The 17,570-nt window shown below is 36.8% G+C and carries 13 protein-coding genes and 1 other annotated feature; of the genes, 6 read left to right on the forward strand and 7 right to left on the reverse strand.

The window, feature by feature from the left end; genetic code table 11:
- Window positions 1-24 precede the first annotated feature (24 nt).
- The 4 genes from thiI to ezrA all read right to left on the reverse strand — a co-directional run bounded on the left by thiI (window position 25) and on the right by ezrA (window position 4,748).
- Window positions 25-1,236: a tRNA uracil 4-sulfurtransferase ThiI gene (thiI, locus tag MKY49_RS16555; protein ID WP_341386692.1), complete on the reverse strand. Its 1,212-nt coding sequence runs from the start codon at window positions 1,234-1,236 to the stop codon at window positions 25-27.
- Window positions 1,236-2,390, reverse strand: coding sequence for a cysteine desulfurase family protein (locus MKY49_RS16560; protein ID WP_274794091.1), 1,155 nt, complete (start codon window positions 2,388-2,390; stop codon window positions 1,236-1,238). Before MKY49_RS16560 ends, thiI begins: the two co-directional genes overlap by 1 nt.
- Before the next feature lie 106 nt (window positions 2,391-2,496).
- Window positions 2,497-2,958 (reverse strand): GNAT family N-acetyltransferase, encoded by a 462-nt coding sequence (locus tag MKY49_RS16565; protein ID WP_322606032.1) that lies wholly within the window; start codon window positions 2,956-2,958, stop codon window positions 2,497-2,499.
- Between the two features lie 89 nt (window positions 2,959-3,047).
- Window positions 3,048-4,748: a septation ring formation regulator EzrA gene (ezrA, locus tag MKY49_RS16570; RefSeq protein ID WP_274794093.1), complete on the reverse strand. Its 1,701-nt coding sequence runs from the start codon at window positions 4,746-4,748 to the stop codon at window positions 3,048-3,050.
- Window positions 4,749-4,911: 163 nt separating this feature from the next.
- On the opposite strand from ezrA, the gene hisJ reads away from it, so the two are divergent.
- Window positions 4,912-5,706, forward strand: coding sequence for a histidinol-phosphatase HisJ (hisJ, locus tag MKY49_RS16575; RefSeq protein WP_274794094.1), 795 nt, complete (start codon window positions 4,912-4,914; stop codon window positions 5,704-5,706).
- Between the two features lie 24 nt (window positions 5,707-5,730).
- On the forward strand, window positions 5,731-6,210 hold the full coding sequence (locus MKY49_RS16580) for a GAF domain-containing protein (RefSeq protein ID WP_274794095.1): 480 nt from the start codon (window positions 5,731-5,733) through the stop codon (window positions 6,208-6,210).
- An 84-nt stretch (window positions 6,211-6,294) separates the two neighbouring features.
- Here the strand turns inward: MKY49_RS16580 and MKY49_RS16585 are convergent, their stop codons facing one another.
- Window positions 6,295-8,178, reverse strand: a complete 1,884-nt coding sequence (locus MKY49_RS16585) for a sensor domain-containing diguanylate cyclase (protein ID WP_274794096.1) — start codon at window positions 8,176-8,178, stop codon at window positions 6,295-6,297.
- A gap of 473 nt (window positions 8,179-8,651) precedes the next feature.
- Here MKY49_RS16585 and rpsD point away from each other — a divergent pair, with 473 nt between their 5' ends.
- Complete coding sequence (gene rpsD, locus MKY49_RS16590) at window positions 8,652-9,254, forward strand: 30S ribosomal protein S4 (RefSeq protein WP_274794097.1); 603 nt, start codon at window positions 8,652-8,654, stop codon at window positions 9,252-9,254.
- A 282-nt stretch (window positions 9,255-9,536) separates the two neighbouring features.
- On the opposite strand, the gene MKY49_RS16595 is transcribed toward rpsD, so the two are convergent.
- Entirely contained in the window at window positions 9,537-9,710 is a 174-nt protein-coding gene (locus MKY49_RS16595) for a hypothetical protein (protein WP_274794098.1), read from the reverse strand.
- Window positions 9,711-10,537: 827 nt separating this feature from the next.
- Between MKY49_RS16595 and MKY49_RS16600 the strand changes: the two genes are divergently transcribed.
- Both MKY49_RS16600 and MKY49_RS16605 read left to right on the forward strand, forming a co-directional pair.
- Window positions 10,538-11,743, forward strand: coding sequence for an iron-containing alcohol dehydrogenase (locus MKY49_RS16600; protein ID WP_274794099.1), 1,206 nt, complete (start codon window positions 10,538-10,540; stop codon window positions 11,741-11,743).
- 122 nt (window positions 11,744-11,865) lie between these two features.
- Window positions 11,866-12,669 (forward strand): cobalamin-binding protein, encoded by an 804-nt coding sequence (locus MKY49_RS16605; RefSeq protein WP_274794100.1) that lies wholly within the window; start codon window positions 11,866-11,868, stop codon window positions 12,667-12,669.
- 54 nt (window positions 12,670-12,723) lie between these two features.
- Here MKY49_RS16605 and tyrS read toward each other — a convergent pair whose 3' ends face one another.
- The gene (tyrS, locus tag MKY49_RS16610; RefSeq protein ID WP_274794101.1) at window positions 12,724-13,992 is read right to left on the reverse strand and encodes a tyrosine--tRNA ligase; all 1,269 of its coding nucleotides are present in this window, start codon (window positions 13,990-13,992) and stop codon (window positions 12,724-12,726) included.
- 84 nt (window positions 13,993-14,076) lie between these two features.
- Window positions 14,077-14,285 (reverse strand) — a binding site (T-box leader).
- A gap of 102 nt (window positions 14,286-14,387) precedes the next feature.
- Between tyrS and MKY49_RS16615 the strand changes: the two genes are divergently transcribed.
- Entirely contained in the window at window positions 14,388-17,429 is a 3,042-nt protein-coding gene (locus MKY49_RS16615; RefSeq protein ID WP_274794102.1) for a transglycosylase domain-containing protein, read from the forward strand.
- Window positions 17,430-17,570: the final 141 nt, after the last annotated feature.

Here is a 17,570-nt window from a genome sequence, read left to right on the forward strand (position 1 = left end):
GACTTTGAAACGGCTGTAGATACCTTATAATAGATCTGCAAACTTATCTTGTTGCTGTTCTTCTTTTTTAGGGAAAATGTAGACCTCTCGATTTTTTACTGCTCGCTCGATGAGTTCATCAAAATCAGAGAAGCTTTCATAATGCTCTACCTTTTCAAGCTTTGGCTTTGTTTTTGGGCTGGCAGGTGTAAATATTGTACAGCAGTCTTCAAATGGCTGAATAGATGTTTCATAAGTGCCAATTTTTTCTGCAATATCGATAATTTCTAATTTATCTGTTGAAATCAATGGTCGTAAAATAGGCGTATTCGTTACAGCATTGATAGCCGTCAAGCTTTCTAGCGTTTGACTTGCTACTTGTCCCAGACTTTCCCCTGTCACAATTGCAAGAGCGCCTATCTCTTCACGTACTTGATCAGCCACCTTTAACATCATACGACGTGTTGTTGTCATCGAAACATTAGAAGGTACTTTTTCTTTAATAAGTACTTGAATTTCAGTAAAAGGAATGACATGTAATCGAATACTAGCACCAAATTTCGTTAGTTCGTTTGCAAGTACCTTTACTTTTTCTAATGAGTTTTGACTTGTATATGGTGGACTAAAGAAGTGAATAGCTTCTAAACGTACGCCACGCTTCATCATTAAATAACCTGCGACAGGACTATCAATTCCACCAGATAGCATTAATAACGATTTTCCATTCGATCCTACAGGCATCCCACCCGCACCTTGAATGACCTGCGCCATCATATACGTTGCATCATGACGTACTTCTACGCGCAGCTCAATATCAGGCTGCTTTACTTTGACAGATAAATTTTGAAATTGTGGTAAAACATAGCCACCAATTTCACGTTGGATAGCATGCGATTCTAAAGGAAATGTTTTATCAGTTCGTTTCACTTCTACCTTAAAAGTATGTTGCTCATCTTTAAATGTCTCCATTATTGTAATAGCAAGCTGCTTCATACTTTCCATATCTTTTTCACATGCAGCAACAGGGCTAAATGATTGAATACCAAAAATTTTAGGTAATCCAGTAATTAGCGTCTGCATTTGTTCTTCACTTTCAATAGCAATAAACATACGGTCACGTTCTGTACGAATATGAAGGTGTCCTAAATCCGCAAAAGCATGACGAATGTTCTCACGCAATCTACGGATAAAATCCATTTTATTACGACCTTTTGTTGAAAGCTCGCCATATCTAATTAGTATTTCTTTCCAAATCATTACATTATTTCTCCTTTAAGTTCCATTATTACTTCTGCTAATACTTGTTTCAATTGTTCTATATCTTCAACTGTGTTATGTGCTCCAAAACTAATACGAATGACACCCTTTTTATAATGCTCATCCAGGTGTAGAGCTTCTACCACATGACTTGTTTTCGTTTGCTTAGATGAACAAGCACTTGAGGTTGACACAATGATGCCACGTTTTTGCATGGCATTAATAATGACTTCCCCTTTTAAATCACGAACACTAAACGATAAAATATGTGCAGCTCCCTGTGGAGTCGATAAAATATGCACCGCTTCGCCGTATCCTTCTAGCTGAGCACGAATTTCATTCTGCCATTGTCGGTATTTAGTAGCTCGATCTTTCATCGTCTCAACAGCTAATCGAGCCGCTTTTGCTAAAGCGACTGCTTGCGGAACAGCTACAGTTCCACTACGCAATCCAAATTCCTGACCTCCGCCAAGGGCATATGGCTGCCATTTTAATTTTTTACGGAACGCTAATACACCTGAGCCTTTAAAGCCGTGAATTTTATGTCCAGAGATGGAAATACAGTCTGGTCCTTCTTCTCCTTTGAAGGAAACCGCTAATTTTCCAAAGCTTTGAACTGCATCCACATGAAGGAATGCCCGACTCATTTCATGAATTATTTTAGCTGCTTCATAAATAGGTTGGACAGCACCCATTTCATTATTTACATGCATGATGCTAACTAGTATAGTATCTTTGCGTATTTTAGTACGTAGATCATCTAATGAAATGACACCATCTTGATTAACGTGAAGGTATTCAACATCATAACCCTCTTTTTCGAGTTGTTTAACTGTTTCCAAGACAGATGGATGTTCGATTTCAGTCGTTAAAATATGCTTTCCTATATGCGTATTACTATGTGCTATTCCAAAAATAGCTGCATTATTTGACTCTGTACCACCTGAAGTAAATAGCACATTTTTTGCCTCTGTTTGCAAAATATCTGCTACTTGCTCCCGCGCACGCATTAATAAATCATTTGATTCAACTCCCATGGCATGGATAGATGCTGGGTTGGCATAATACTGCTCATTCACAGTCATAAATGCCTGCATAACCTCTTTTAAAGGTTTTGTTGTAGCACTATTATCTAAATAAATTGTATTAACCATAATTTTTCACACACTTTCAAAACGTTGATTTAACGGTATTTATCATAACGCAATCTTTGGCGATTGACTACTAACTTTAACGATTCTTCCATTTTTAATTGGTACTTCACTCTTTTTTCAACATCGTGACAAAAGCTATGGGTGTGCAAAATTCCATATCTTTGACAAAACCGAATTTCTCATAAAGATGGATTGCTCGCTTATTAAATTCGGCAACAGTTAAACGAAGTGGGTGATGATGTTCTTGTTGTATGGTACTTAAAATAAACGCAAAAAATGCTGTACCAAATCCTTGACCGGTTAGATTAGGATTCAAACCGATCCCTATATCTATATAATCTTCTATATATGCTTTAAACTCATGTCCTTTTGGAACTTGTGCCGCGGTACCAATACAATAGAAACCGATTATTTCCTCTAGCTCATTCACAATAGCATAGTACGGATTTTCAAGCATTTCTTGTAAAGATTCCTCAGTTAAGTCATTATTATAAAAATCGTATGGGGATTCATAATGCCAGTTTAAAATTTCAATTGCATACTTTTCATTCATTTCTTGTATTAACATTTTCAACCGTACCACACCTTTTCTCTATACTAAAAAGAAAGCTGTCTAAAAAGTAATCGCTATACTTTTTAGACAGCTCAAATGTTGAATTATTTTGACATAGTCTCTTCTGCTACCAATTCTTGAATACGTTTTAAAGCTCCTGGCTCCATTTCTTCCACAGCTGTTCCTGCATCTTCTAATGCTTTCGCATAACGGAATTGATGAAACGCCTCTTCCGCTTCTTTTAATCGCATATTTAATTTTGGATTTGTTGCACGATGTCGATTACCGTACTGAATGATGCGCTCAATTAGCATGACATTTTCTATTAATTCATGTGCCTTTACTTTAACTTCCTCTACACAAAGAGTTGCCGCGTTTAAATTATTATGAACTGTACCCATATTCAATGGTACTTCTTGTAGGCTTTGCATGACAACATAGATGTGCTCTGCTGCCTCATCAAGACGTGCATCCATCTCCTCAGGAATTCCTGGGATATTAGCCTTGTTTAATAAACGATCTGTATCTTGTAAGATTTTCTTCAAGTTCTCAACTTGAGCACGGGCTTTATTTTCATCAATTCGAAGTTTCTTCATTGTATTCGATAGATGTTCTTGTTCCTCGTGAATTCGTTCAAGCTCTTCACTAATTTCGATTAATTCTTCCTGCAAACTTGAATAGGCCGATTTTTCCTCTCTCACACGCATAGCTAATAAATCGTAGCGACGTTGTAGTGCTTCTAATTGCTTTAATGCCGCTTTCGGAATTTCAGCATCTTTTTCGTTTAAATGATAGCTTTGCTGTACATAAGTCGCTTCATCACTAACTAACTTTGTTGAAGAGATAACATTGGTGATTGAACTTAATAAACGATCGCAATTTTGATCAACATAATTTTTAGCAATAACCTCTTTTTCAAGTAAATCATAAAAGTGATCGATTTCTTCATTTATTTCTGTCACACGAGGTTTTACCACTGTTAGATTAAGATCCGCTAAATCATTTTTTAATGTATCAAACTCTTTTTCATACTTATTTAATGCATCTGTTAATTCTAGATGTTGTAGATAGTAGGATTGTTCTTCCATTTCACGTTGACCATTACGTAATTCTTGAACCGCTCCTGGAAGCTTAACTTGTAATTCAGTCAAAATGGTTGGAACATCATTAATAAATTCGAATGTTTGCTGTGATTCTTGATTTAAACTAATAACAATTTCTCGCGCTTGCAAGTAATTCCCTTCATTTGTCAGCACATCAAATTCTTCAAACTTTTCAACAAAAGCCTCAAGCTTTTTCTCAAGTGCAGGTAACGCTACACCAAATGAGTGTTGATGAGCAAGCAATGTCTTTCTTGCAGAGCGATAGTATTCCTTTAATTGTTCAATTTCAATTCGATTTTTTTCTTCGCTGCCAATTAATTCATTCAATTCTTCTAAAATATTATTTTTATCTTGGTCGCATTTTTCAATGTAATCCTCAATTTCACGTTCTATTAACGTCGCCTTTTTAAAGCGCAGTCGATTTATTTGATCCTCAGCATCAAATAGAAGTGAATCAATTTTAGTCATATGTACATCGATGACCTCATCCCACGTATTGCGCCATCGTTCAAACATTTCTTCCGTTTCACCGTTCATGTTTAAAGATTTTACTTTTGAAATTTCTTCATTTATAGGATTATGTTGAATTTGTAATTTTTCATTTTCAAGTTTTGCAATAATTGCAACGTGTTTTCTTCGCATCATAAACCCTACTATGGCTAAAATTAATAGTAGGATAATCGGAATGATGATATACTCCATCGTAAGCCTCCTATTCTACAATAAACGAATTGGCTAGTTGTATTTATTATATACTATGTTTTCGCCTTTTGTACTAAAATTTAAGTGTTTTTCAGAAAACTGTATTTTCGCTATTGTGAAATATATAAATAGCGTATCTATAGAGCTAAAGGAGTGGTAAATTATGAAACGTGATGGGCATATACATAGTCCTTTTTGTCCACATGGCAGTTCGGACACTTTCGTGCAATATATTGAAAAAGCAATTTCTCACCGATTCACAGATATAACATTTACAGAACACGCCCCATTACCCAACAATTTTGTCGATCCTACTCCGCAAAAAGATAGTGGGATGAAGCCAAATGATCTCATGCCATACATTGAGGAATTGCAGAGACTACAAAAACAATATGCACAAGATATTCGCATCCGAATTGGGCTAGAAGTTGATTATATCCCTGGCTTTGAACAAGAAACTCGTGAGTTCCTTAATACATATGGACATTTTTTAGATGATGCCATTTTATCAGTCCACTTTTTAAAATGGCAAGATTCCTTTGTATGTATCGACTTTTCTCCGGAATGCTTTATGGATTTTTCAAAAAAAGTTGGCTCTGTTGAACGGGTTTATGATTTATATTATGATACTGTCTTACAATCGATTATGGCTGACCTTGGCCCATTCAAGCCAAAACGGATTGGACATCCATCACTTATTCATAAATTCCAGCTGGCACATAACGAAAATATCGATGATGCTCCAAGAATCAAAGAAGTATTAGACAGCATGAAGTGTGAAGGCTATGAACTAGATGTAAATAGTGCAGGTTTAAGTAAACAATATTGTCAGGAACCTTATCCACCATTTGCCTTTATCAACTATAGTCAAGCTATTGGACTACCCTATGTATTTGGTTCGGATGCACATTGCGCCGAAGATTTACATCAACATCATAATGTTATATTACCAATATAAATAAATTTTAAACGAGGTGCTTATATGTTTACACAAATTAATTATGAAGGATCAATTACTGACCAATATCTTACATTATCAAAACAATTGGATGCACTACTAACTGGTGAAACTAATCAGATAGCCAATTTAAGTAATGCCTCTGCACTTTTAAATCAGTTTTTAACAAACATTAACTGGGTTGGCTTTTATGTGTTACAGGAAAATGAGCTTGTGCTTGGGCCATTCCAAGGTCTTCCTGCCTGTGTTAGAATTCCGATTGGTCGTGGGGTTTGTGGAACGGCTGTAGCAACAAGAGAAACAATCGTTGTTAAAGATGTCCATGATTTTCCTGGCCATATTGCCTGTGATGCTGCCTCACAATCAGAAATTGTAATACCACTGATCAAGCAAGGCGAAGTCATTGGTGTTCTTGATATTGATAGTCCTATCGTGAATCGTTTTTCAGCGGAAGACCGCGATGGCTTAGAGCAATTTGTCCAAACCCTACTTCTTCATCTATAAATATCAAAAATTACCCTGAAATGTTTTAAATTGTCATTTCAGGGTAAACTTTATTATAACCATTTACATTTTACTTTATCAACTTTATAGATTTGTTTGATAAGAACCATCATGAATGCAAAAGCGATTTTTCCCACTATTTTTCGCTTCATACAAGGCAGTATCAGCATGTAAGAAAACAGATTGGAATGCTGGTCGGTCTCGTTCATCCCATGTTATGAGACCCGCAGAAATAGTTACTTGAGGATCTGTGGCACTGGGGATGATCTCCACAATAGTTGATGCCAATTCTAAAGCTTCCTTCTCGTTAATATTAGGTACATAAACGGACATTTCTTCTCCGCCCCACCTTGCACAAATTCCACGACTACCAATAGTTTCTCTCAATTGGACTGCAATCTGCACAAGAATTTTATCCCCCACCTGGTGACCATACGTATCATTGATGCGCTTGAAATTATCAATATCAATTAACAAAAACATACCGGACTGATCGTATTCAAGCGATTTTTCTACAAATTGATCAAGGTAACTTCTAGCATAAAGTTTCGTGAGGTGATCCAAATCGACCATTTCCTGAAGCTGTGTGCGTAAAATAGAGTTCGCAATGGCTAAAGATGAGTGGTGAATTAACGATTGCATTAATTTAAAACTGTCGAATGAAAAGAAATATGGCTCTTTATGTAAGACAATACTAAAACCATTAATCTTTTCTTCCATTAAAATAGGAATCGCCATAATTGATCGATACTCAATTTGACGAGGAGTTAAACGGCTGAAATCGGCTATAAACAACGGGTCATTCGTTTGAGTAAAATGTTTTTCAACATGTTTGATATAAGTTCTACCCTCTTCCGAACTAAACAACGAGGTACTCGCACCCGTTACCTCAAATGTATCATTTTTTTTAAAAGCGAAACAAACTTCCATTGGTTGAAAAGATTTTAGTAATTGCTTTTGTAGGAATAATAACATTTCATGAATGTCAATCCTCATATTTAAACGATGTGAAGTTTCATTAATGAGTTGTAAGTCACTTACGAGGCGATGCGATTGATGATATAATTTTGCATTTTCAAGTGCATTGCCTGACGCCTGCGCGAGCATCCGTACAAAATCCTTTTCAGTCGTTGAAAATAGATACGTAGTGGGAGCACTTACTTGCAAAATACCATAGATGGCTTGCCTGCCTTTTATAGGTGCATTAAGCAATCGACAATTTAAATCACTCGCTAGCTCTGTCGTCAACTCTCCTGATACAAATGCTTCGATTGTAGCAGGCCTTTCTGATAAATAATCAAAAAGCTTAATATCGATAGTCGTGTGTCGGTCTTGATCATTCGATAAAATAAGCTCAACATTAAAATCCGGAAAATTATCCCTTATATTTTTTAAAACGTTTTCTAAAATTAAATCAATATCCATTGTTGAATGAAATAAATCAGTCATGTTATATAGTTTTCTATATTGATCTTCGTTTATTTTTACATCAAAATTATCTCTTATCATTTGAAGAACCTTTGAAAGTATTTCAATACATTCTTCACCGTATTCCGAGGTCATGAAGTCTGTCCAAGTCTCTGTCGCCTCGACAAGTAATACACCAATGGGATGTTTGCCCTCTACTTGAAAAAGCACCATATCTGTCATCTTTGAATAGGCCTGCCGTGCTTTTAATATATAAGGAATTTCCACTACTTTTTGTTGGTAAAAACTTGCTTCGATCATCAGCCATGACACAGCATTTAGCTTTGTTTCAATTGTTAATGAAGCCATCTCCTCAATAGGGATTAAAGAATTACCCTCAAAACTAAGAAAAGCAGCATTATCAATTTTCAAGTGCTTCTTTAGACACTGTTTTAATGAATAAAAATACCCATTATAACTAGTTTGTTCTTCATTCGAACTCACCCAAAAGCTCAAAACATCAGATTTTATATATTTTAGCATTTGTAAATGGTCTGTCATGAAATCACCTTTTCTATATAACGTCCAAATCAATTACTATTAACTTATAATATATTATACATAATTTGTGTCATTTTGACTATGTAATTCTCCCTTACTTTTACAATTTACATTACACAGCGCATCATTAACTATTTCCATTTCATTTAAAATCGTTAGTGAGGAATTTCCTACTATATTTTTTTGTTAGTAAAATTTTAAATGTTAATAATTGACGTCCTTGTCCTAAACAGTTACAATGGAGGTTGTGTAAAATAAACGCAGCAGTGGTATAAGCTTATGACTGTATTTTATTCCTCTATTTTCTTATGTACGACTACTTAGATTCTCAACAGTTGAAAATTAGATGGTGTATTGCGTAACCTAACGGCTGCATAGGCGAAAATACATGAAAATAAAATGCGCATAAGAATGGGTACTACTGGTTTTTGTTTTACAACAAAAAAACCAAATTTAAAGGAGGAGACAACAATATGTCTCGTTATACAGGTCCATCTTGGAAATTATCACGTCGTCTTGGTATCTCACTAAGCGGTACAGGTAAAGAAATCGAAAAACGCCCTTACGCACCAGGTCAACACGGTCCAAACCAACGTAAAAAATTATCAGAATACGGTTTACAACTTCAAGAGAAGCAAAAACTTCGTCATATGTATGGTATGAACGAACGTCAATTCCGTACTCTATTTGACCGCGCTGGTAAAATGAAAGGTGTTCACGGTGAAAACTTCATGATCCTTCTTGAAACTCGCCTTGACAACTTAGTTTACCGTTTAGGTTTAGCTCGTACTCGTCGTGGAGCTCGTCAATTAGTTAACCACGGTCACATCTTAGTAGATGGCAAACGCGTTGATATCCCATCATACAGCGTAAAACCAGGTCAAACGATTTCTCTTCGTGAAAAATCTCAAAACCTTGCTGTTGTTACAGAAGCAATCGAAGTAAACAACTTCGTACCTGACTACGTAACATTTGATGCTGACAAAAAAGAAGGTACATTCACTCGCCTTCCAGAGCGCTCTGAATTATCAGCTGAAATCAACGAAGCATTCATCGTAGAGTACTACTCTCGTTAATCTTTTTGATTTGTCAATCAACGATTTTATAAACCCCCGAAACGATTTGTTTCAGGGGGTTTTTTCGTTATTTAATTAAAAGTTGTTTGTACATGACTGATAAACTAGCACTATTGTATTTTTCAGCTACCCATTCACCTTGCTTTTGCACATTACTTCGCCTCAAAAAATCCATAACCCTTTTTAATGATCCATAATAGTTATTAAAGTTGATTGCGAAGTTCTTCTCATTAGTTGTTTTTTTCGTTTTATTCTCAGAAGCAGTTAGATAAAGAAATGTTGTTATGATCCCTGCTGTTGGGGAAACAAGAAATTTCTTCCCTTGCGCAACTTGGATATATCCTTAAAAATGAGTGGATTGACAAGTGCATCTTCTGTCGTATGCATAAGAACGATTGGCCAAATACTTTTCGTTAGTAGATAAATCTCTGTGTACATAACTGTCCAGAAAATCATCGTGACAATCCCTACTATCGCAAATAACCACCTGTTAACCGGAAGTACACTGATTATGAAGTGTCTCCCTTAGGTTGCCCTGGAATAAATCTGTCTACCAAAACACCCAACCAACCACATACAAGCACGATTGCTATAAAAATAATTATGTTTCTTTTAGCCCTCACTTACAATGGACCTCCTCATGATGAAGAATTGAAAGTGTATGGACCAAGGTGTTTGGGATGCAGAGCAAGATGTTAGGCTATTCCTTGGAAAGAATACCAACATGTTAAAGCTAGTGCACCTAAATGACATATACTTAACCTCACCCATTCATCGAAAATTTTTTCACTGAAATATTATTCAGCAAAATTTCAATTAACTCTGTTAAAAACAATTAAATTTTCACTATATAGCTGTATAAGCTTAAACAAATATTATTTTTCTCCAATTTGTAGTATCACCACAAAATGTGACAGCTTTATGTACTTTAAAATAGTATTACACCTTTCCAAAATAACATTATCACTACCATTATAATAAAAACAAAATATCAGTTATTTACTATTCTAACAACTCCTAAAATAGAACCGTTTTCCAAAAAATATATTTTATTTTTATAGTAAAATATTTATGAACAATATCAATTTCAATATTCTTATACAAAACACATCCAACATACTCTATAAACAAGTTAACTTTTTTGTAAAATAATAACATGAATAAAATTAACAATTTTAATAAAAATACGAGTTGAACTTTTACAAAAAATAGAATACGATGAATTCCGAAAGGTGGTACACCATCATTCAAGCAATAATAATTTTTAAAAAGGGGTTGGAAATATGTCAGACGTTCTAAAGCAATTTGTTATGCCGAAAACAAACTTATTTGGACCTGGAGCAATTCAAGAAGTTGGTAAACGCTTAAATGATTTAGAAGTGAAGAAGACATTAATCGTAACAGATGAGGGCTTGCACAAATTAGGTCTCTCTGAACAAATTGCAAATATCATTACAGCTGCTGGAATTGATGTAGCAATTTTCCCTAAAGCAGAACCAAATCCAACAGATCAAAACATTGAAGAGGGCGTTGCAGTGTATCATGCAGAAAGCTGTGATTCAATCGTTTCTCTTGGAGGAGGTAGCGCTCACGATGCAGCCAAAGGTATCGGACTTATTGCTTCGAATGGTGGACGCATTCACGATTATGAAGGCGTTGATCAATCACAAAATCCACTTGTGCCATTAATTGCGATTAATACAACTGCTGGTACTGCTAGTGAAATGACTCGTTTCACTATTATTACGGATACAGCAAGAAAAGTAAAAATGGCCATTGTTGATAAACATGTGACACCGTTACTTTCCATTAATGATCCTGAATTAATGATTGGTTTACCTCCTGCACTAACAGCAGCTACTGGGGTTGATGCACTAACACATGCTATTGAATCATTTGTTTCGACAAATGCAACCCCAATTACGGATGCTTGTGCAGAAAAGGTACTTCAACTTATCCCTGAATACCTTCCTCGTGCCTATGCAAATGGTGGCGACTTAGAAGCACGTGAGCAAATGGTTTATGCTCAATTTTTAGCTGGTATGGCCTTCAATAACGCTTCACTTGGGTATGTCCATGCAATTGCTCATCAGTTAGGCGGTTACTACAATCTACCTCATGGTGTATGTAATGCTATTTTATTGCCACATGTTTGCCGCTTCAATGTAACTGCACGTACTGAGCGATTTGCTCGTATTGCTGAGTTATTAGGTGAAAACGTGGATGGTTTAAGTAAACGTGATGCTGCTGAAAAAGCAATTACAGCCATCGAAAAACTATCAAAAGATTTAAATATTCCTAGCGGCTTCCGTGAATTAGGGGCAAAAGATGAAGATATTGAAATCTTGGCTAAAAATGCAATGTTAGATGTTTGTGCTGAGACAAATCCTCGTAAAGCAACATTAGAGGATATTAAACAAATCATCACAAATGCAATGGGGCCTGTAGCGAAAAAAGAGGAGTCCCTCGAAGCAATCGCACTTTCTTAATGAGGGAATCAAGGTGGAGAAACATTGTTTTCTCCACCTTTTTTTTATGAGTTTGGCATACATGATATTGTCTACACTAAAAACTCTCGTTATACTTTTCTTAAAAAGAATAGGAGACCGTTATGCGATTAATTTCAATTTGTCCTAGCAATACAGAGCTTGTCGCCTATTTAGGACTGACTGACCAGCTTGTTGGAGTGGATGATTTCTCCGATTGGCCATCAACTGTAAAAGATTTACCACAACTTGGCCCAGATTTATCAATTCATATGGACTCTTTAGAGGCATTAGCACCCGATCTTGTCCTTGCTTCCTTAAGTGTGCCTGGTATGGAAAAAAATATCGAGGAATTACAAAAAAGAAATATCCCTCATATTGTTTTTAATGCCAACTCATTAGAGGAAATCGCACAGGATCTACTGACCCTTGGGAGAGCCTGTGATGTAGAAGAACGCGCCAAAGTAATCATGGATGAATACTTACAATCGATTAAAGAGATGCGCTCTATTGCACAAACGATTGCCAAGAAACCTAGCGTCTATTGGGAATGGTGGCCTAACCCTATTTTTACACCTGGAAAAATAAATTGGCTAACAGAAATTAGTGCAATTGCTGGAGGAGTCAATCTATTCCAAGATGTAGAGTTAGCCAGTGTTCAAACAAATTGGGCTGATATCATTAAGCGAAATCCCGACTACATTATGATGGCTTGGGTAGGTGTAGCTTTTGAACGGATACAACCAGCCATTTTATTAAAACGTCCACATGCCCAAGAGCTACATGCCATTCAAATGGAACGTCTTCATGTGATGGAAGAATGGCTTTATTGTCGCCCATCTCCTCGTCTTATTGAAGGTGCTATAAAGCTTGCTAAAATGCTACACCCTCAAGAATATGAGCATATAGAACATCCAAGTTTTTTATAGGAAGAAAAAACAACATCCCCTCTATTTACAGGGATGTTGTTTTAGACAATAAAATTATACGAATTTCACCATATGATATTTTTTCTTACCACGACGGACAATACTGAATGCATCCTCTAGACGATCCTTCGCCTCAAAAACGTACTCTAAATCAGTCACTTTTTCACCATTCACACTAATCGCACCATTCGATACGTCCTCACGTGCTTGACGTTTTGAAGATGAAATACCTGCCTCTACAAGAAGGTCCACAATATTTTTGTCCTCTTTCGCCATTTCAATAGAAGGAACATCTTTAAAAGCATCCTTCATTTCATCGGCCGATAGTGCTTTTAAATCTCCTGAGAATAAAGCTGCCGTAATACGGATGGCTTGTTCCAATGCCTCTTGACCATGAATTAAACGAGTCATTTCTTCGGCAAGTGCTTTTTGTGCCTTACGTAAATGTGGCTCTTCCTCTACTGAAACTGCTAAAGCTTCAATTTCTTCGCGAGATAGGAATGTAAAGATTTTTAAGTATTTGATCACATCTGCATCCGCAGCATTGATCCAAAATTGGTAGAATTCATAAGGAGATGTTTTCTTGGCATCTAACCATACAGCACCACCTGCTGTTTTACCAAATTTTGTACCATCTGCTTTTGTTACTAAAGGAATCGTAATACCGAAGGCTTTTGTTTCTTCCTCATGTGTTTTACGAATAACCTCTAAACCTGTAGTAATATTCCCCCACTGGTCAGATCCACCTACTTGGATTCGGCAATTGTAGTGATTGTATAAATGGTTATAATCAATACCTTGAATTAACGTATACGCAAATTCTGTGAAAGAAATTCCTGTGTCAAGACGAGAAGCAATTGTATCTTTCGCTAACATGTAGTTCACGTTAATTAATTTTCCGTAATCACGTAAAAATTCAATTGTGTTGATATTGCCAATCCAATCACGATTGTTCACAAGCTGTGCACCATTGCCATCTTCCGCAAAATCAAAAATACGTTCTAATTGGCTTCTGATCCCTTGGACATTTTGATCGATTTGCTCAACTGTTTGTAATTGACGCTCTTCTGAACGGCCAGATGGGTCACCAATCATTCCTGTCGCACCACCAACAAGTAAAATTGGACGGTGACCAGCTTTTTGGAAGCGACGAAGTGTTAAAAGTGGCACAATATGGCCAATATGCATAGAGTCAGCAGTTGGATCTACACCACAATATAAAGATACAGATTGTTCATCTAACAGTTTTGCCATGCCTTCAGCATCTGTTTGTTGGTATAGTAAACCACGCCATTCTAAATCTTGTAATAATTCATTTGTCATGTTGATTCCTCCTAAAATGGTTGAAATTCATTACGTGCATGGACATTATTCGATAAAAAAAGTCCCTACACGCAAACAATTGCATGCAGGGACGTTAAGTTGCAAACTAACGCGGTACCACCCGGCTTGAAGATGTCATCCACCTTCCACTTCATTCAATCGCCTTTATCGCAGGCGCGCACGTCTAAGCTCCAAGTACGTAATTCGTCTCTACATTATGACCAGTTTTCACCAACCACTGGCTCTCTAAACAGGGAATATAGACACTACTGCAAACTCTTCCTCACTAGAAAACTATAAATATAATTCTATACGAATCTTTTTCATTGTCAATAACTATGTTCGCTCTAAAACAATATGTGCTATAATAAACAAGATTTTAGGAGGTCGATACATTGAAAGATTGGATTGAAAAAATCAATGCAAAGATCGATGAATTACTAGAACAAAAATGGATGAAGAAATTACGTATTTCAGGTAGTGTTACCTGGAACTTATTTTTACTATTTTTAGTCTTTGCATTGCTTGGCACTGTATTTGTCGGTTCAGTAGGAGCTGGTTATTTTGCTTCTCTTGTAAAAGAAGAGCCATTGCGCTCTAAAGAAGAATTACGAAATCAGATTTTTAGCTATGAAGAAACCAGTGAAATTTATTTTGCCAACGATATTTATATCGGGAAATTACGAACAGATTTAGATCGACGTGAAACCTCACTCAGCAATGTTGCCCCAGATGTAATTAACGCTGTTCTCGCAACAGAGGATGAGTATTTCCGTGAACATAACGGCATCGTACCAAAAGCTGTTATTCGTGGGTTATTACAGGATGTCACTAACTCTGCAACACAAACTGGTGGATCTACCCTTACTCAACAACTTATAAAAAACCAAGTATTAACAAATGAAGTATCCTATGAACGTAAAGCAAAAGAAATTTTACTTGCTATGCGCTTAGAACATTTTATGACGAAGGAAGAAATATTAGAGGCTTATTTAAATATTATTCCGTATGGTCGTAACTCTTCAGGACGAAATATCGCAGGTGTTGAAACAGCTGCTGAAGGAATTTTTGGAGTAAAAGCGAAAGAATTGTCACTTCCACAAGCTGCGTACATAGCTGGTATTCCACAGGCCCCATTTGCCTATACACCATTTACGAATACTGGGGAGCTAAAAAGTGAGGAAGCTTTAAAACCAGGTATTGATCGTATGAAAACAGTACTATATCGTATGAAAGAAGCTGGTTATATTGACGATGCACAGTACAAAGAAGCGTTAGACTATGATATCGCTGCAGATTTCCGCGGACCTGAAATGCGTGCCGAGGATCGATATCCATGGCTAACATATGAACTTGAAGCTCGTGCAAAAGAAATTATTGCTGAAAAACTAGCAAAAGAAGATGGGGTTGACCCAGAACGATTAAAGACAGAGAAAAAAATAAAGGATAAATATATGATTTTAGCCGATCGAGATGTTCGTTCGAAGGGATACCGTATTTATTCAACGATTAATAAAGATATGTATGATTCGATGCAAAAAGCAGCGAAGGACTTCCAGTACTATGGCCATACGTACACAGGTAAAGGGAAAGATCCTGTAACGGGTGAAGAAATTGATGTTGAGATGCCCGTTCAAGTTGGAAGTATTTTAATAGAAAACTCAACAGGTCGTATTTTAAGCTTTGTCGGTGGTCGAGATTTTAAAACAACTCAGCTAAATCACGCAACACAAGCTTATCGTTCTAACGGTTCAACGATGAAACCATTACTTGTTTATGGTCCAGCCATAGAATATGGGGTTATCGGTGCAGGTAGCCCATTAGTTGACGTGAAATTCTCTATAGGTATATGGAGCCCAAGCAACTATATTACGAGTGATGAGCGAGGACTTATTCCTGCACGTGAGGCTTTAGCAGACTCTCAAAACATATCAGCGCTACGTTTATATAATGATATTATTAATAGACGCCCCGCTGAACTGTTAGTAAAAATGGGATTCACAAAATTACACCCAGATGACTTCACTAACCTAGCAACTGGTATTGGTGCTTTAAGTGAAGGGACTACTGTAGAAGAAAATACAAATGCTTTTGCAACTTTTGCAAATGGTGGTCAATTCGTTGACGCCTATATGATTGATCGAATCGAAGATCAAGAAGGAAATATTATTTACCAGCATGAGGTGGAACCAGTACAAGTATTTAGTCCAGAAACGTCTTATATCGTGACAGATATGATGCGTGATGTCCTAACTAAAGGAACTGGTACGATGGCACGTAATACATTAAAATTTTCTTCTGATTTCGCTGCAAAAACAGGGACATCTCAAGATTATAAAGATGTTTGGTTAGTTGGTTATAACCCAAATGTTTCTCTAGGTGTTTGGATGGGATACGATCAACCTCGTCCACTTAATGTATTTAATAACACGTATTTACAACCAAGTGTTCGTGTGAATAAACTATGGGGAACTTTAATGAATGCCGTTTATGATGCGGATCCTCAGTTAATTGATCCTCCTACAAGCTTTAAGGCACCTAAAAATGTTGTCACTGCTTCATTCTGTGGTATTTCAGGTATGGCTCCTTCTACGGCTTGTGCGAATGCGGGTCTTGTGCGTTCTGATTTATTTAATGCGAAAGTATTTTTACCATCACAACCAGATGATAGCTTAGCCTCTTCAAGTGTTGTGACGATTAAAGGAAAAACCTATAATGCTCTACCAAATACACCAGCAGAATTTGTTAAATCAGGTGGTGCAGGCATTAATCAAGCCTTTATTAAACGAATGTTAGGTAGACTTGGCGGAAACCCTGCTAGTCTTTTACCAAAAAATTCAACATTATCAAATTCATCGGTATCAGCAGTTGATTTCCCAGCGGATGGTAGTCCTCCAGCAGCGGTATCAGCTTCAGTAAATGGTTCTACTTTATCTTGGTCAGGGTCATCAAACGATGTTGTCGGTTATCGTATCTATAACGTTACGAACGGTGGTAACACACTTGTAACATCTGTGTTAGAGTCAACGCAAAGTATTACTGTTGCTAGTGGACAAGCTTATGTGGTGGTCGCTGTAGATATTACAGGATTAACATCACCACAATCTAATGTTGTTTCTACTGGAGGTAGTGAGGATAAACCTGACCCAGAGGAAAACAACGATCAAGAGCAAATACCACCAACAACGCCACCTACTAATGGCAATGGCTCCAACAACGGTAATGGGTCGGGTAATAACGGAAACGGTTCAAATAACGGCAATGGCTCCGGGAACAATGGTAATGGATCAACTAATGGCGATGGTTCTGACAACAATGGTAACGGCTCAAATAGCGGCAATGGTTCTGGTGGCGATGGTGGCTCAGGTCATCCTGGAGATGGCACAAACGGAGGAGACAGTGGCAATACGACTCCTACCGAAACATCAAAACGATAATCAAGTCGGCGTCTTGTTATTATGAGACAGAATTTTTGATAGCGTTCAGCTATTTCAACATAAACAGACTTATTACACTTCATTTTTGATTTGTAGTAAGTCTGTTTTTTTGTCATTATAAAGAGGACTACTATTTTAAAG

Origin of the sequence: Lysinibacillus sp. FSL M8-0134 (assembly GCF_038069745.1) — a bacterium.
GTDB classification, from domain to species: Bacteria; Bacillota; Bacilli; order Bacillales_A; family Planococcaceae; genus Lysinibacillus; species Lysinibacillus irui.

What these genes read in the sequence shown, in the direction of transcription:
- thiI (WP_341386692.1), bottom strand. Translation starts at nt 1,236, where the DNA reads ATGATTTGGAAAGAAATACTAATTAGATATGGCGAGCTTTCAACAAAA.
- MKY49_RS16560 (WP_274794091.1), bottom strand. Translation starts at nt 2,390, where the DNA reads ATGGTTAATACAATTTATTTAGATAATAGTGCTACAACAAAACCTTTA.
- MKY49_RS16565 (WP_322606032.1), bottom strand. Translation starts at nt 2,958, where the DNA reads ATGTTAATACAAGAAATGAATGAAAAGTATGCAATTGAAATTTTAAAC.
- ezrA (WP_274794093.1), bottom strand. Translation starts at nt 4,748, where the DNA reads ATGGAGTATATCATCATTCCGATTATCCTACTATTAATTTTAGCCATA.
- hisJ (WP_274794094.1), top strand. Translation starts at nt 4,912, where the DNA reads ATGAAACGTGATGGGCATATACATAGTCCTTTTTGTCCACATGGCAGT.
- MKY49_RS16580 (WP_274794095.1), top strand. Translation starts at nt 5,731, where the DNA reads ATGTTTACACAAATTAATTATGAAGGATCAATTACTGACCAATATCTT.
- MKY49_RS16585 (WP_274794096.1), bottom strand. Translation starts at nt 8,178, where the DNA reads ATGACAGACCATTTACAAATGCTAAAATATATAAAATCTGATGTTTTG.
- rpsD (WP_274794097.1), top strand. Translation starts at nt 8,652, where the DNA reads ATGTCTCGTTATACAGGTCCATCTTGGAAATTATCACGTCGTCTTGGT.
- MKY49_RS16595 (WP_274794098.1), bottom strand. Translation starts at nt 9,710, where the DNA reads ATGATTTTCTGGACAGTTATGTACACAGAGATTTATCTACTAACGAAA.
- MKY49_RS16600 (WP_274794099.1), top strand. Translation starts at nt 10,538, where the DNA reads ATGTCAGACGTTCTAAAGCAATTTGTTATGCCGAAAACAAACTTATTT.
- MKY49_RS16605 (WP_274794100.1), top strand. Translation starts at nt 11,866, where the DNA reads ATGCGATTAATTTCAATTTGTCCTAGCAATACAGAGCTTGTCGCCTAT.
- tyrS (WP_274794101.1), bottom strand. Translation starts at nt 13,992, where the DNA reads ATGACAAATGAATTATTACAAGATTTAGAATGGCGTGGTTTACTATAC.